Origin of the sequence: Floridaenema fluviatile BLCC-F154 (assembly GCF_041929135.1) — a bacterium.
Lineage (GTDB): Bacteria > Cyanobacteriota > Cyanobacteriia > Cyanobacteriales > Aerosakkonemataceae > Floridanema > Floridanema fluviatile.
This window is the reverse complement of sequence record NZ_JBHFNS010000010.1, coordinates 1-14558: the sequence shown is the minus strand read 5'-3', so window position 1 is coordinate 14558 and position 14558 is coordinate 1. Positions and strand designations below refer to the sequence as shown.

15 protein-coding genes are annotated in these 14558 nt (G+C 38.0%); 13 read left to right on the top strand and 2 right to left on the bottom strand.

From position 1 onward, the window contains the following. Positions 1–29: 29 nt before the first annotated feature. The 5 genes from ACE1B6_RS00395 to ACE1B6_RS00375 all read left to right on the top strand — a co-directional run bounded on the left by ACE1B6_RS00395 (position 30) and on the right by ACE1B6_RS00375 (position 5004). Positions 30–629 carry a DUF4129 domain-containing protein gene (locus tag ACE1B6_RS00395; RefSeq protein WP_413255251.1) on the top strand — a complete coding sequence of 200 codons (600 nt, stop codon included), beginning with the start codon at positions 30–32 and terminating at the stop codon, positions 627–629. Continuing rightward, positions 626–1744 carry a DUF4350 domain-containing protein gene (locus ACE1B6_RS00390; protein WP_413255250.1) on the top strand — a complete coding sequence of 373 codons (1119 nt, stop codon included), beginning with the start codon at positions 626–628 and terminating at the stop codon, positions 1742–1744. Before ACE1B6_RS00395 ends, ACE1B6_RS00390 begins: the two co-directional genes overlap by 4 nt. Before the next feature lie 77 nt (positions 1745–1821). Next, positions 1822–2790, top strand: coding sequence for an AAA family ATPase (locus tag ACE1B6_RS00385; RefSeq protein WP_413255249.1), 969 nt, complete (start codon positions 1822–1824; stop codon positions 2788–2790). 46 nt (positions 2791–2836) lie between these two features. Then, positions 2837–4162 (top strand): DUF58 domain-containing protein, encoded by a 1326-nt coding sequence (locus tag ACE1B6_RS00380; RefSeq protein ID WP_413255248.1) that lies wholly within the window; start codon positions 2837–2839, stop codon positions 4160–4162. Positions 4163–4179: 17 nt separating this feature from the next. Beyond that, a complete protein-coding gene (locus ACE1B6_RS00375; RefSeq protein WP_413255247.1) occupies positions 4180–5004 on the top strand; it encodes a hypothetical protein in 825 nt (274 codons plus the stop codon). A gap of 47 nt (positions 5005–5051) precedes the next feature. Here the strand turns inward: ACE1B6_RS00375 and ACE1B6_RS00370 are convergent, their stop codons facing one another. Beyond that, a complete protein-coding gene (locus ACE1B6_RS00370; RefSeq protein ID WP_413255246.1) occupies positions 5052–6020 on the bottom strand; it encodes a stage II sporulation protein M in 969 nt (322 codons plus the stop codon). Between the two features lie 79 nt (positions 6021–6099). Here ACE1B6_RS00370 and ACE1B6_RS00365 point away from each other — a divergent pair, with 79 nt between their 5' ends. From ACE1B6_RS00365 to ACE1B6_RS00355, 3 genes are all read left to right on the top strand, one after another. Next, positions 6100–6942 carry a hypothetical protein gene (locus ACE1B6_RS00365; RefSeq protein ID WP_413255245.1) on the top strand — a complete coding sequence of 281 codons (843 nt, stop codon included), beginning with the start codon at positions 6100–6102 and terminating at the stop codon, positions 6940–6942. 125 nt (positions 6943–7067) lie between these two features. Beyond that, positions 7068–7877: a hypothetical protein gene (locus tag ACE1B6_RS00360; protein WP_413255244.1), complete on the top strand. Its 810-nt coding sequence runs from the start codon at positions 7068–7070 to the stop codon at positions 7875–7877. A gap of 67 nt (positions 7878–7944) precedes the next feature. Next, positions 7945–8721: an RDD family protein gene (locus ACE1B6_RS00355; protein WP_413255243.1), complete on the top strand. Its 777-nt coding sequence runs from the start codon at positions 7945–7947 to the stop codon at positions 8719–8721. A gap of 41 nt (positions 8722–8762) precedes the next feature. Here ACE1B6_RS00355 and uvrB read toward each other — a convergent pair whose 3' ends face one another. Then, entirely contained in the window at positions 8763–10760 is a 1998-nt protein-coding gene (gene uvrB / locus ACE1B6_RS00350) for an excinuclease ABC subunit UvrB (RefSeq protein ID WP_413255242.1), read from the bottom strand. Positions 10761–11062: 302 nt separating this feature from the next. On the opposite strand from uvrB, the gene ACE1B6_RS00345 reads away from it, so the two are divergent. The 5 genes from ACE1B6_RS00345 to ACE1B6_RS00325 all read left to right on the top strand — a co-directional run. Beyond that, positions 11063–11251, top strand: a complete 189-nt coding sequence (locus ACE1B6_RS00345; protein ID WP_413255241.1) for a CsbD family protein — start codon at positions 11063–11065, stop codon at positions 11249–11251. Between the two features lie 87 nt (positions 11252–11338). Then, a complete protein-coding gene (locus ACE1B6_RS00340) occupies positions 11339–11773 on the top strand; it encodes a hypothetical protein (RefSeq protein WP_413255240.1) in 435 nt (144 codons plus the stop codon). 21 nt (positions 11774–11794) lie between these two features. Next, on the top strand, positions 11795–12319 hold the full coding sequence (locus ACE1B6_RS00335) for a hypothetical protein (protein WP_413255239.1): 525 nt from the start codon (positions 11795–11797) through the stop codon (positions 12317–12319). 286 nt (positions 12320–12605) lie between these two features. Next, the gene (locus ACE1B6_RS00330) at positions 12606–13157 is read left to right on the top strand and encodes a hypothetical protein (RefSeq protein WP_413255238.1); all 552 of its coding nucleotides are present in this window, start codon (positions 12606–12608) and stop codon (positions 13155–13157) included. Positions 13158–13295: 138 nt separating this feature from the next. Next, positions 13296–14558, top strand: a 1263-nt coding sequence (locus tag ACE1B6_RS00325) for a sensor histidine kinase (protein ID WP_413255237.1), incomplete at its 3' end; no start/stop codon positions are given.

Sequence of the window (14558 nt, the reverse complement as noted above, 5' to 3'; positions counted from 1 at the left end):
GTAAAGTAAATGTGAGGAATTTAACAATTATGGCAGCAGAAAGTTTTGAGAAAACTAATTTAGGTTGGGAGTTCCAGCAACAGATGCAACGGTTTAACGAATGGTTTGAGTTGCTGCTGTCTAGGAATCAGACTCAGTTACCAGAGATAAATTGGAGTCCTGAATTGTTAGAATTCCTGTGGTTATTGGTACGAGGAGTATTTTGGGTAATGGTCGGGTTACTATTAGTTTGGTTGGGGCGACAAATTTGGCAAAATTGGAAAAAATTCTATGATTATGTACCAGGTTTAGAAAATTCAGTTGAGTTAAAAACGACGAGTATAAATAAGTTAAAAGTGTCGAATTGGATTGAGCGATCGCGCAAATATTACCGTCAAGGAAACTATAAAGAAGCAGTGCGCTGTTTGTATATGGCAATGTTACAAAGATTGAACGATCGGGGTATAATTCTGGATGAAACTAGCCGGACAGATGGAGAATATCGGCAATTAATTCAAAACTTACCTAATCAGCAAGCATATCAACTTTTACTGAATACTCACGAACAGTTATGTTTTGCTAACAGTCCGATTTCTTTAGAAATATTTGAAAGATGCCAACAAGCTTATCAGGAAATTGAAAAACAATGAGACTTTCGCGAAGAAATTTCTGGTTTTTGGCGATCGCCTTGGGAGCATTAATCTTAATTACCTTATTAGCTGCTCCGCAAAATAATAATATTAGGAATGGTTCCACCTACAGTCGCGCCCCTAGCGGTTACGGTGCTTGGTATGCTTTCATGGAAAAACAGGAAATTCCGATTCAACGCTGGCAAAAACCTTTAGAAAAATTACCAGAAATTAACAATAATCAGCCGACAAATACGCCAACCACACTGTTACGAATAAATAGTGGATTTGGGGAAATTGGAATGTTTCCCCAGGAAAGAAGGTGGGTAGAAAAAGGTAATAATTTGGTAATTTTAGGACTGCGCGAACCTGTAACAGAGGCAAGCTTTACTACTAGGCAAGAGAGTGCTTTTGGCAAAGTAACAATTTCTACAACTAGACGGAGAAAAGAGCTAAAAAATATAGAGGAACGATTGGGCGATCGATTTGGGGCGATCGTTTGGGAAAAGAAACTTGGTAACGGAAAAGTTATTTATGCAACCACACCTTATCTAGGCGCGAATGCCTATCAAAATGAACCAGGTAACTACAAATTCCTAGCAGAATTAGTCAGCGAAGATAGCAAATTAATCTTGGTAAATGAGTATATCCACGGCTACAAAGATAAAGAAACTATTGTCGCAGAAAATAACCAAAGTTGGGTAAGTTACCTAGCCAAAACACCTTTATTTCCGGCATTTTTACAACTGGTATTTATTCTGCTAATTTTAATTTTGGCTAATCTGCGCCGTTTTGGACAGCCAACAAAGCTAACAACATCCTCAGTTAACAACAGTGAAGCTTATATTCAAGCATTAGCTAGCGTGTTGGAAAAAGCGGAAACTAGAGAATTTGTTTTAGAAACAATTGGCAAAGAAGAACAGTTACAATTGCAAAAAGCTTTAGGCTTAGGACAAACACCTGTAGCTAAAGAAACGTTAGTCAATGCTTGGGTAGAACAAACTGGCAGAAAAGTAACAGAACTGGAAGAAGTATTACAAATACAATCTAAAAAACGTCGCCCTAGCGAACAAGACTTGCTAAACTGGTTAGAAAAATGGCAAAAAATCCGCCAGGAGATTTTCAATTTTCGATGAAGTGACAGATAAATCTAGGGGGTTGTATCTGGTTTTAGTTTGGTCGATAATTGATAATGAGAAAATCCAAGTAACAAATGACAAATTCTCCAATGAACGATGAACTATTAACAGTATTTAATCGGTTGAGTCAGGGCTTAAACCGAGTTGTAGTTGGACAAACTACTTTAGTACAACAATTATTAGTAGCTTTGTTATCAGGGGGTCATGTAATTTTAGAAGGAGTTCCGGGGACAGGAAAAACCTTACTAGTGAAAGTTTTAGCTCAAATAATTCAAGCCGACTTTCGCCGGATTCAATTAACTCCAGATATTCTCCCAGCTGATATTATCGGCACTAATATTTTTGACTTGAATACGCGCCAATTCACCTTAAAAAAAGGGCCCGTTTTTACCCAAGTATTATTAGCAGATGAAATTAACCGCACGCCACCAAAAACCCAATCAGCTTTGCTAGAAGCGATGGAAGAACAACAGGTAACAATGGATGGGGAAAGTTTGCCCTTGCCGGAATTATTTTGGACAATTGCCACGCAAAATCCTTTAGAATTTGAGGGGACTTATCCTTTACCAGAAGCACAATTAGATCGGTTTTTATTTAAGTTAGTTGTTGACTATCCTGATGCAGCTGCGGAAAAGCAAATGTTACTCAATCGCCAGTCTGGTTTTCAAGCCAAAAGGCAAGATTTAGCAAGGTTAAAACCAGTGGCAAATGTTGAGAGTATTTTAGCAGCACGTCAGGAAGTAAATGCTGTGAAAGTTGATGAAAAAATTATTGATTATTTGTTAGCTTTAGTGCAGCGAAGTCGGCAACATTCGGATTTAGCTTTGGGTGCTTCTCCTCGTTCTACAGGTGCTTGGTTGCAAACAAGTAAAGCTTATGCTTGGCTATCAGGAAAAGATTTTGTTAGTCCTGATGATGTTAAGGCTGTAGCCCGTCCGTTGTTACGACATCGGTTAATTTTACGCCCGGAATCTCAGTTAGATGGATTGCAAATTGATGCGGTAATTTCTTCGTTATTAAATCAAGTTGCGGTTCCCAGATAAAGCAAGTAAGCTAATAAATTCCTCAATCCAAATCAAAAATCGAAAGATGGTTCCTTCAGGAAAGTTTTATTTACTGTTAGTTTTGGGAGTGGCGATCGCTATTTCCCTAGCATCCCTTTTTAGCGTCACCATTGGCATTTTAGGCGCTTTATTATTTGATGCAATTTTACTTTTGTTGATGGCGATCGACAATTGGCGAGAACGGGGAAACATGGTAGAAATTACCCGTCAACCGTTAGGTAGATTATCAATTGGTAGAGATAACCCAGTTACCTTGTCAATTAAATCAAAAAACCGGAAAGCGTTAATTCAAATTCGTGACTTTTATCCGATAGAATTTGGCGTTTCTCATCCCAAGTTACAAACTTCTCTACCTAAGAATAGCAGTCAAGAAATTACTTACACAGTACATCCAACTTACAGAGGTGAATATGCTTGGGGAGACATTCAAGTTAGACAATTAGGTGCTTGGGGTTTAGCTTGGAGTAACAAAAAAATTCCCCAAAGTTTCAAAGTTGCTGTTTATCCAGATTTGTTAGGATTGCGGCAATTATCGATAAAATTAACCTTACAAAATACAGGTACAATGCGTCAAGCTCGGCGCATGGGAATCGGTACAGAATTTGCGGAATTGCGGGAATATCGCATGGGAGACGATCCGCGATTTGTGGATTGGAAAGCTACAGCAAGGCGTTTAGGTGCGACACCTTCCGCATCTTTACAAGTAAGAGTTTTAGAACCTGAACAAGAACAAACTTTAATTATTTTGCTCGATCGCGGCAGATTAATGACGGCAAATGTGCAAGGTTTAAAACGTTTTGATTGGGGATTAAATGCGACACTTTCTTTAGCATTGGCGGGGATTCATCGAGGCGATCGCGTTGGTGTTGCAGTGTTCGATCGAGAAATTGTCACTTGGATACCTCCCGAAAGAGGACAAAATCAATTGGCGAAATTGATCGATCGCTTAACACCAATTCAACCAGTATTATTAGAACCAGATTATCTCGGTGCTTGCACTTCTTTAGTAAATCAACAAACAAGAAGAGCATTAGTCGTGTTAATTACAGACATCATAGATGTTACTGCTTCCGCAGAATTACTAGCAGCTTTGGGCAGATTAGCTCCTCGTTATTTACCATTTTGTGTAACTTTGCGCGATCCGCAAGTTGACAAACAAGCACACAGTTTTACCAAAGATTTAGATGGTGCTTATAGTCGTGCTGTTGCCTTAGATTTAATATCGCAACGTCAAGTTGCTTTTGCTCAATTAAAACAAAAAGGAGTGTTAGTTTTAGATGCACCAGCAAATCAAATTAGCGAACAAATAGTCGATCGATACTTGCAATTAAAAGCCCGAAATCAACTTTAAATTCTTGGCTAATTATCATGCAATTACTTAATCCGGGAAATGTCGTTACTAGTGGATTAAAAATTTATCGCTCTCGATTCAAGACATATTTTCTGATTAGTTTGCTCGCCCATTTTTGGTTAATTATTCCCTTGTTAGGTTGGGCAATATTTTTTGCTAACTCTGCGTTAATTTCCAGATTAGTATTTCAAGAAATTTCGGGAAAACCTGAACTTTGGCGATCGGCTCAAAAGCAAGTTAATCGGAAATTACTCGGCTTTTTATTATCAGCATTTGCCGTGTTTGTAGCAGTATACATCAGCTTTAATATTTTATTTATTGTATTGGTAGTTGTCGGGATAAAACTTTCCCAATTTCTCTATTCATCTATTTATACTGAAGTTCCCAAAAGTTCTTTAATGCAAAGTTTCGCGTTTTTAAGTTATCTGTTAGTAGTCATCTTCTTAGTTGTCACCTTTATCGCAGCAGTAATTTCAGTATATTCTCAGTTCTTTATCGCCGAAGTTATTCTCGCTGTCGAAGACAAAGCTAATATGTGGAATGCACTGAAAAAAAGTAACAAGTTAACCAGTAGTTATGGTTTTCGCCCACAGTTAATTATTACAATTACTAGCTTAGTTTGTTTTCCTATTTTATTTTTGAATCAAATCGCTTTAGGATTATTAAATTTTGGATTTACTTACTTTAAACTCACTGATTCTCAATTACTGACAATTTTAACTATTGGGTTATTGGTATTAATCAACATCTTAATATTACCCTTTTGGCAAGCAATCAAAGCAGTGGTATATTACGACATTCAAAATCGTCGCGAAGGTTTAAGTTTATTAATTCGTCGGTGAATTTCCGAGTTCCCCGACTTCTTCAAGAAGTTGGGGAACTGGGAAATTTATCCCCTATTTTCTTCGGTATTTTTCAGGTTACAATAAGCAAGTAAAAGTAAGAAAAGAGTAATGCCTACAAAATATTTAATCGGGGCAGGAATTGCGGGATTAGGAGATAAAAAGCCTTCTATTATTCCAGCAATAATTAACAGAGGTACGATGCCAAAAACTAGTTGAGATGCCAATCCGCCATAATATTTCAATGCGTCACTACGGCGATATTTTCCAGGAAACAAAATTGCTCTTGCTATTAACAAACCTGCGCCACCAGCTAAGAAGATTGCAGGTAGTTCTAAGGAACCGTGAGGAAATACAAACGCCCAAAAAGGAAAAGCTAAATTATTTTGGGCTACCAAAGTAGCAACACCACCTATCATTAATCCGTTGTACCACATTAAAAAAGTTGTATAAATTCCGCCTGTAATTCCTCCAGCAACAGCACCAAAAGAAACAGAAATATTATTAATCATAATGCCGCTAGAAGCTAATGGTTCAATGCCCACAATTGAACCCATCCACAATTTACCTTCATCGCGTACCATTGTAATTAATCTTTCGGGTACAATAATTGATAGAAACGTCGGGTCTTGCCAAGCGTACCACCAAGCGACGATCGCACCCAAAAAAAACATACTGGTTGCTACAGCAATATAACCTTTTGTTTGCTGGATAACTGCGGGAAAACCCCAACGATAAAATTCCCAAACTGCTGCCCATTCTTGCCGACGGGAACCTTGGTAAATTTGGTTATAAGCTCTGGAAGTGAGAATTTGTAAATCTTGGGTGAGAGTGTCACTAATTTTTTGAGTGCGCGATCGCGCTAAGTCTGCGGAAACGGTACGATACAAACTTGCCAATTCTTTAATTTCATCAGCATGAAGTGATTTAAGTCCTTTTTTTTCAACTTTTTTTAATAAAGTATCCAACCGTTTCCAGTTTGGTTGTCGTCGTGCGATCCAACGTTGAATATTCATAAAATTTTCTGCAAACTAAGCTTAGCGTAACTTAAGATAGCGTCAAAGCTTACGCACTGTCGCTAGGAAAATTTTACTTATGGCACAAAGTTCTATTCGTCCCCTCAGTGTTGGTAATGTAGTCAGCAGCGCATTTGTGCTGTATCGCTCCCATTTTAAGTTGTATCTTGGTCTGGCTTTCAAATCTTTATTGTGGTCGTTAATTCCCATTTATGGTTGGGCAAAAGCAGCGATGATTTCTGCCCAAATTTCACGTTTGGGATTTGGCGATTTAATTAATCAACCGGAAACTGCCAAGAGTGCCGAGAATCATCTCAAACCCCGAATGTGGACTTTTTTAGGAGCAGCAATTTTAGTTGGTCTGGTACTTTTTGCGATCAATTTTGGTTTGAGTATAGTCTCGAATATATTACAGTTCGCAGTTACAGGTATTTTAGGAAACAACAATTCACTTGCAGTTTTACTCGGACTTGTGATTATTTTAGTTACCTGGTTTGTGCAACTTTGGTTCCAAGCTCGATATTTTATTCCAGAGTTACCAATAGCCATAGAAAATGTCGATGCAACTACCACAATTAGTCGTACCTGGGAGTTAACAAAAGGAGCAGGAGTAAGAATTCAAATCATCCTTTTAGTAGCATATTTAATTTCAGCACCCCTAATTTTTATAGCGTCAATTCCGCTGTTTTTTCTGATGGGATATTTGGTTGCTTTGGGAATACAAGCTGGAACTTCATCAGCTGCTTCAGATGCAGGTGGAGTATTAATTGGTTTAATCTTTGCTTTCATAGTGCTGGTTGTACTTATGGGAACATTGATTATGCCTTTTTGGCAAGCAGTTAAAGCAGTTATCTACTATGACTTGCGGAGTCGTCGCGAAGGAATGGGTTTGCAGGTACGCGATCGCAACTTTGAAGTGTAAATTTTAGAAGTGAGTTTTAAGTTAGAGTCAATTATTTTAAATTATTAATAACTTAAAACTCAAATTTTCACATCAAAAATCCCTATAAATCATGCAGTTTTTTAGTCGCTAGGAAATTTTTACTTATGTCACAAAGTTCTATCCGTCCCCTCAGTGTTGGTAACGTCGTCAGCGCCGGACTGGTGATGTATCGTTCTAATTTGAAAACATACCTTAAGTTGTCTATATTTGCCTATTTGTGGCTGATGATACCGATATATGGTTGGGCAAAATTTTGTGCGATTCATGGATTAATTGCCCGTTTAGCTTTCTGTGAATTAATTAATAAACCGGAAACAGAGAGCGTTGCAAGCGAATACATTAAACCGCGCCTCTGGTCATTTCTAGGAGTAGGTTTAGGGGTAGGATTGCGATTAGTAGGAATTTACATTCTATGGTATTTAGCAGTGTTAGCAGTTGTGATTCTTCCCCTAGCTATTTTAGGAACGCAAGCAGGCATAATTGTTGCAGTAATTGCTGGTATTATTTTGTTCATTGCTGGGATAATAGCGATTATTAGATTTTACTCCAGATGGTTTGTTGCTGAAGTACCTTTAGCAGTTGAAAAAAATACAACTAGTGGTAGCCAAAGTATTGATAGAAGTTGGGATTTAACCAAAGATGCTGTTGGTCGAATTCAATACATTATTGTTGTTGCTTTCTTGGTAACAATACCAATTCAAATAATTACCGGATATATTCCCTCATTTTTTCAAATTGGCACAGAACCAGGGACTTCACTTTACGCCATTATTCAGCTAATTTCCTTTATTTTAAGTTTACTAGGTGGGGCAATTATTATGCCTTTCTGGCAAGCTGTTAAAGCAGTCATTTATTACGATCTACGTAGTCGTCGCGAAGGTTTAGATTTGCGGTTACGCGATCGCGAAATTTAGCAATTTACCCCCAAGCGCCAGGTTTCTAAATAACTCCAAATTCCCAAGTCAAAACTATCTATCTGCCATGCGATTTTTCAACAGAATTACTTTACAAACCCCAGAAAGCGTAGAACTAGAATTCACTTTAGCCGGAATTGGTAATCGCGCTTTAGCTTTGTTGATTGATTATATCGCCTTGGGTTTAACCTTAACTGTATTTTGGGTAGCTTGGGGAATTTTTACGGTAGTTATTATAGATGCTTTTGGTAATGCGAGGAATTTAGGACTTTGGTTGTTTGCGATCGCCTTATTCCTCAACTTTACCATTTATATGGGTTACTTCGTATTTTTTGAAGTCTTATGGCAAGGACAAACACCCGGAAAACGTTACAGTAAAATTCGGGTAATTCGTGATGATGGCAGAAGAGTAGGAATTCAACAAGCAACCTTAAGAGCTTTACTACGTCCCTTTGATGACACTCTGTTTATTGGTGCTTTTTTAATCATGTTAACACCCAAAGAAAAGCGACTCGGAGACATGGCAGCAGGAACAGTAGTAGTTCAAGAAGAATACCTAGTTGCAACTACTAATTTTACCATCTCAGAAAAAACCCAAGAATTAGCAAAAGAACTCCCACAAATCGCCAACTTATCTTTATTATTACCTGACGATTTTGCCACTGTCCGCGAATATTTACAACGCCGCCAGGAAATGACAACCAAAGCCAAAAACGAACTAAGTTTGCACTTAGCCAGACAAATTAGAAACATTATCGACTTAAAAGATTTACCCGAAGGTTTAACACCCGATGTATTTTTAGAAGCAGTTTATATTGCTTATCAACAACAGACTTCTTCATAATATATAGGGTGCGTTACGCTGGCGCTAACGCACCCTACGTCTTAATGTCCAACCAGTTTATCGCGTAGATGCTTAATTCGATCGCGCAACTTAGCCGCCTCCTCAAACTCTAACTTTTTCGCTGCATCTTTCATCTGCATTTCTAACTGCGTAATCAACTCTGGAATCTCTTCCAAAGATAAATCATCTGACTGTTGATATGCAGTTTCTAACTGTTGAGAATTTAATCGGCGCGACACTTCTAAAAAAGCCAAAATTGAGTTTCCTGACTTTTTGATAATTGGTTGCGGTGTAATGTTGTGCATCTTGTTATATGCCACTTGAATTCCGCGTCTTCTTTCGGTTTCTTCGATCGCTTTTGCCATACTATCAGTCAAATTATCAGCATACAAAATCGCCTGTCCCCGAACATGACGCGCCGCCCTACCAATTGTCTGAATTAACGAACGTTCCGCCCTTAAAAAACCCTCCTTATCAGCATCTAAAATAGCCACCAAAGAAACCTCTGGCAAATCCAAACCTTCCCGCAACAAATTCACCCCAATCAAAACATCATAATCACCATTTCTTAAATCCTGCAAAATTTCAATTCTTTCAATTGATTGAATTTCCGAATGTAAGTAACGTACTCTAATCCCTCTTTCTTGCAAATACTCAGTCAAATCCTCCGCCATTCGCTTAGTTAAAGTTGTCACTAAAACTCGTTCTTTTAACTTCACTCTATCTTTAATTTCGCCCAACAAATCATCAATTTGCCCCTCAGTTGGACGGACAAAAACTTCAGGATCAATTACTCCCGTTGGTCTAATTATTTGTTCCACAATGCGATTTTCAGAAATTTCAACTTCCCAATTTCCCGGGGTCGCAGAAACAAATACGCATTGATTAACTTTTTGCCAAAACTCTTCCGCTTTCAAAGGGCGATTATCCGCTGCACTGGGAAGCCGAAAACCATGCTCAATTAATACTTTTTTTCTGGCTTGGTCGCCATTATACATTCCCCGAATTTGCGGAACAGTAACGTGAGATTCATCAATTACTAATAGCCAATCTTTCGGAAAATAATCAATTAAACATTCTGGCGGTTCTCCGGGAAATCTTCCGGCTAAATGTCGGGAATAATTTTCCACGCCGTTGCAATATCCGACTTCGCGCAACATTTCTAAATCGTAGCGAGTGCGCTGATCTAATCTTTGCGCTTCTAATAATTTTCCGGCTTTTTCTAACTCGGCTAACTGTGCTTTTAATTCAGCTTCAATATCATTACAAGCCGCCTCCAATTTTTCATCAGGCGTGACAAAGTGACGCGCCGGATAAACATTTATTGCTTCTAAACTTTGGAGAATTTCGCCTGTTACTGGGTCAACATAACGAATTGCATCAACTTCATCACCAAAGAATTCTACTCGAATAATGCGATCTTCATAAGCTGGGCCAATTTCTAACACATCTCCCCGAACTCGGAAACGCCCCCTGCCAATTTCGGTATCATTCCGGTTATATTGAACTGTCGCTAAATCGCGCAAAACTTGCCTTTGATTAATTTCTTGTCCGACGCGAAAAGGAATTGCGGCTTTGAGATATTCTGAAGGAATTCCTAAGCCGTAAATGCAGCTAATCGAAGCAACGACAATTACATCTTTTCTTTCAAAAAGTGACCTAGTTGCTGAGTGACGCAACATATCTATTTCATCATTAATTGCGGCAGTTTTTTCGATGTAAGTATCAGTAACGGGGATGTAAGCTTCTGGTTGATAGTAATCGTAATAACTGACAAAATACTCGACTGCATTTTCAGGAAAAAACTCCCGCAATTCGTTACACAGCTGAGCCGCCAAAGTTTTGTTATGTGCTAAAACTAAAGTGGGTTTCCCGACTTTTTCGATTGTGGAAGCGACAGTAAAAGTTTTGCCTGTTCCCGTTCCACCTAGCAAAGTTTGGTAACGATGACCAGCTAAAATATTTTTGCTCAAATCAGCGATCGCTTGTGGCTGATCCCCCATTGGTTGAAACTTCGCTTGCAGACTAAATTGACTCATAACTCTTTCTTGAAGTGACTCTTTTATTGTATCTTTAACTAATTTAAATTTCCCAAAAACTAATTTAATCAATTCCTCTTAGATTCAACTCTTTCTTCTCTCTGCGCCCTCTGTGTCTCTGCGGTTCAAAAAACAACTACCTCTGAAAGCGTAAGCCTTAAGTAACAGCATAATCAGGTAATAAATGTATCTCTAGTCAGAGGTTAACTGGCTAAATTATTAATAAATTGGAAATGTAGCAAAAAAACAGAATAACTTAATAGTTAATCTGTGTAAACTTCAGTAAAAGAGAGGAAGTAATCATGAGTTTAGAAGATAGAGCAAAAGCCACAGGCAAAAACTTAGAAGGTAAAGCTCAAGAAGCAATGGGTAACGTCACTGGCGATCCCCAAGATAAAGCAGAAGGGAAAGCAAAACAAGCTGAAGCACAAGCTCGTCATGCTGGTGAAGACCTGAAGGATAAAGCGAAAGAAACGATCGATCGCGCCTAAATCTTAACCTAAAAAAAGGTCTGGAAAAGTCTTCGTCTAGACCTTTTTATTCTATGAAAAAATCTGCTGTGCTAGGAGGAAAATAAATTGCAAATTATACAGCAAAGCCGCAAAATTTTGACGGCGCTAACATTAGCATTAATTCTCAGCATTACTACTGCTTGTAGTGGCGTTGCACCAACTGCACAAAGACCGCAAATACCTCCAGCTAGTAACACATCTTACAATCAAATTGAACGAGGTTCGACAGCATCAAGTCAACAATTTGGTGATTGGGTCGTTCGCCAAAGCAAAGGATTAGTTAAGGATGCTTATGTGCGCGACAACAACAAGTTAGGTGTGGTAATCACTCCCCAAGTTAAACCTAATGAAGTTAGACCTTTAGCAAGTTCTTTACTGCAAGGTTTTCATAAAAATTTCCCGAATCAGGATTTAACAGTTTTAGTTTACGCACCGGATAAAAAACTGATTTTGACTGGTAAATACGATTATCAATCGCAGCAAATCCGCTACGAATCGTAAATCATAAATGGAGAAAAAATAATGGCTACTAGCGATGAATATAAACGTCAAATCATGAACGATTTGGCAAAAGGTAACGTGGAATCAATGAACGATTTGCCTAGCGATCCTTCCAGAGAATACGAAAATTTTGATGATTTTGCTCAACGTTCTACAGTAGATGAACGTCGCCAATTATTTGGTCAATCTTTGCAACACGATCGCATTTCTCCCACTCAAATGGAACCAGAATTAAGAAATGCGATCGCTCAAATTAAACCCAACGAACGCGATGATGTAGCTAAAGAATTCTTGAAAAAATTGAAAGAACGGGGATTAAGCGATCGAGATTTAGAGCAACAATTGGCACTTTCCACCCACCACGCCAGTCGCATGAATGCAGACGATGTTGCCAAATTAGCCTCATTCACCTATCATTCTCACCCCGATATTTTCCGCGACGTTTTAGCAGAAAAACCCGGAATTATGAAATTCCTCAGCAACCCCTTAGTTGTCGGCGTACTGGGTATTGTCGCCGCTAAGTGGTTAAGCAATCGCCGTTCCTAAAACTTTGAGAGCAAGGATATGAGAGTTGTAGGGTGCGTCAGAGATAAAATCCCGATCGACAACATCAGGGTTTTAGCATCTGGCGCACCCTACTAATTGTGTAAAATACAGCAAAACTAATTAACAAAATTTCATATATATATTTTTATTTATACTTAGCTATTAAAGATATTTATAGCTTTATAATATTTTTTGAACTAAACTCAGATCAATAAGTAAAAAAATCTGTGGTTTAGATTTTGACCAAATTAAGCAAAATCCCAGAAGAATTTAGAGGTTTTAGGTTATGAGCGTTACCAGTAGTGCCAAAGCTAATAATAATGGCAAGACCAACGACACCGAGAGCGAAAAAACCGCTAAAGTCAACGGGAAAAAGACAGCGCCAGACCTAAAAGAAGGAAAAGAAGGTGAAACCCCAAATATGGAATCAGAAACTTCGACAAAACTAGCGGTTGCCGGAAAAAATCAAGATTCAACTCTTGCGCTTACCACTCGTCCCATTTCTGCAACTCACTTAGTAGTTCGGGACACCATCAACTCGTCTGGAATCCGTCCGATCGCTGCCAGCGAGTTAAAAATTGCGGAAATGATTAACTCCTCTGGAATGCGTCCCGTTGGTATCAGTGATTTTCAAGTCGCTGAAATGATCAACTCCTCTGGAATGCGTCCCATTGGTGTTAGCACTCTGAAAGTTGTAGAAACAATTAACTCAATGGGAATACGTCCGATTATGGCTAGTAATCTGCACATTTCCGAAACCATTGTTTTATCTGGAAATCGTCCCGTTGCTGATAACGAAGATGAGGATACCGCCAATTTTATGGGTTATATCGATTAGATTAAAATCTAACATCCTCTCTTTTAAATTGTTCCCAGTTTCACCTCGAAACTGGGCTTTTTGCAATTTAATGTTTAATTTATATATTAAATAATGAGTATTGATTTTTGCTTCTCGGATAAAAGATGGAGGAGAAAAATGAAATTAAACCAAAAAATTCAGCGATCGCTATCTAGAAATTATGGACTCCAATTCCTCATATTTATCGTTCTCTATCTGCTAGGGATGTTCTTATCAGTAAAACTGCAATCGCTAGATCGTCTGGCAGTGACTTTTTGGCCCCCTGCTGGGATTGCTCTCGGAGTAACTTTATTATTTAGAATCAGAGTTTTTCCACTAGTGGTGATTTATTTTTCAATAGTATCTATATATATTTTTATGTTTGCCTTTTTTGGTATTGGTAATGGTAAACTTGATATTACTACAAAGATCGTACCCTTACTATCCGAAATTTTACAAACGATATTTGCTGTCAAGTGCTTAGATTATTTTCAGTTCGATCGCCGTTTAAATCGGGTAAGTGATGTCTTTAAATTGATATTTTTGGGAGCTATAGTTTCTACTCAAATTAAGCCTATTTTGATGATATTAATGGCTTGTTTATTACGGGAAGGAGATTGGAGTTATTTGGCTTGTTTATCCCCTGACGGTAATTGGAGTAAGACTATTAATATTTTCTGGAGTTTATGGCTAGCTAATTTTATGGGTATCTTAATTTTTACTCCCTTAATTTTATCTTTTTCTTCGAGTCATCAACTTCAAGATTGGAAAAATTTATCTCTCCCACAGATTGTAAAAAAAAGTTTGCTATCTTTCCTATTGTTAAGTCTAGTGGTGATGCTCAGTTGGGCAGTATTCTTTACGAAAATGGATAAGAGTATTGCCAATTATTCCATAGAATATTTGCCCTTACCTTTAATTATTTGGTCAACATTAAAATTCGATCAAAAAACATCGTTCTTTTCTTTATTTTTAGTATCAATTATCTCAGTCTTATCAATTTTCTCTAAGGGAGGGCCTTTTATAGTCAGAACTGAAAAAATTAGTGAGGCAACTCTGTTATTACAAACATTTATGGCAGTCATTACTATTACTACTCTGATATTAGCAGCGACAGTTAGTGAACGAACGCAAGCAGAAGTAAATTTAAAAAGGTTAAATCAAGAATTAGAAAATCGGGTACATGAACGCACAGTACAATTAGAAATTGCCAAAGAAAAAGCCGAAGTTGCAAATCAAGTCAAAAGTACATTTATTGCCAATATGAGTCATGAATTGCGATCGCCCCTAAATGCAATTCTCGGCTTTTCCCAATTGATGTTACGTAGCAAAAATTTTCCCTCTGACCAAGTTGAAAATGCCGGAATTATCTATCGAAGTGGAGAATATTTACTCACATTA

What these genes read in the sequence shown, in the direction of transcription:
- ACE1B6_RS00395 (WP_413255251.1), top strand. Translation starts at nt 30, where the DNA reads ATGGCAGCAGAAAGTTTTGAGAAAACTAATTTAGGTTGGGAGTTCCAG.
- ACE1B6_RS00390 (WP_413255250.1), top strand. Translation starts at nt 626, where the DNA reads ATGAGACTTTCGCGAAGAAATTTCTGGTTTTTGGCGATCGCCTTGGGA.
- ACE1B6_RS00385 (WP_413255249.1), top strand. Translation starts at nt 1,822, where the DNA reads ATGACAAATTCTCCAATGAACGATGAACTATTAACAGTATTTAATCGG.
- ACE1B6_RS00380 (WP_413255248.1), top strand. Translation starts at nt 2,837, where the DNA reads ATGGTTCCTTCAGGAAAGTTTTATTTACTGTTAGTTTTGGGAGTGGCG.
- ACE1B6_RS00375 (WP_413255247.1), top strand. Translation starts at nt 4,180, where the DNA reads ATGCAATTACTTAATCCGGGAAATGTCGTTACTAGTGGATTAAAAATT.
- ACE1B6_RS00370 (WP_413255246.1), bottom strand. Translation starts at nt 6,020, where the DNA reads ATGAATATTCAACGTTGGATCGCACGACGACAACCAAACTGGAAACGG.
- ACE1B6_RS00365 (WP_413255245.1), top strand. Translation starts at nt 6,100, where the DNA reads ATGGCACAAAGTTCTATTCGTCCCCTCAGTGTTGGTAATGTAGTCAGC.
- ACE1B6_RS00360 (WP_413255244.1), top strand. Translation starts at nt 7,068, where the DNA reads ATGTCACAAAGTTCTATCCGTCCCCTCAGTGTTGGTAACGTCGTCAGC.
- ACE1B6_RS00355 (WP_413255243.1), top strand. Translation starts at nt 7,945, where the DNA reads ATGCGATTTTTCAACAGAATTACTTTACAAACCCCAGAAAGCGTAGAA.
- uvrB (WP_413255242.1), bottom strand. Translation starts at nt 10,760, where the DNA reads ATGAGTCAATTTAGTCTGCAAGCGAAGTTTCAACCAATGGGGGATCAG.
- ACE1B6_RS00345 (WP_413255241.1), top strand. Translation starts at nt 11,063, where the DNA reads ATGAGTTTAGAAGATAGAGCAAAAGCCACAGGCAAAAACTTAGAAGGT.
- ACE1B6_RS00335 (WP_413255239.1), top strand. Translation starts at nt 11,795, where the DNA reads ATGGCTACTAGCGATGAATATAAACGTCAAATCATGAACGATTTGGCA.
- ACE1B6_RS00330 (WP_413255238.1), top strand. Translation starts at nt 12,606, where the DNA reads ATGAGCGTTACCAGTAGTGCCAAAGCTAATAATAATGGCAAGACCAAC.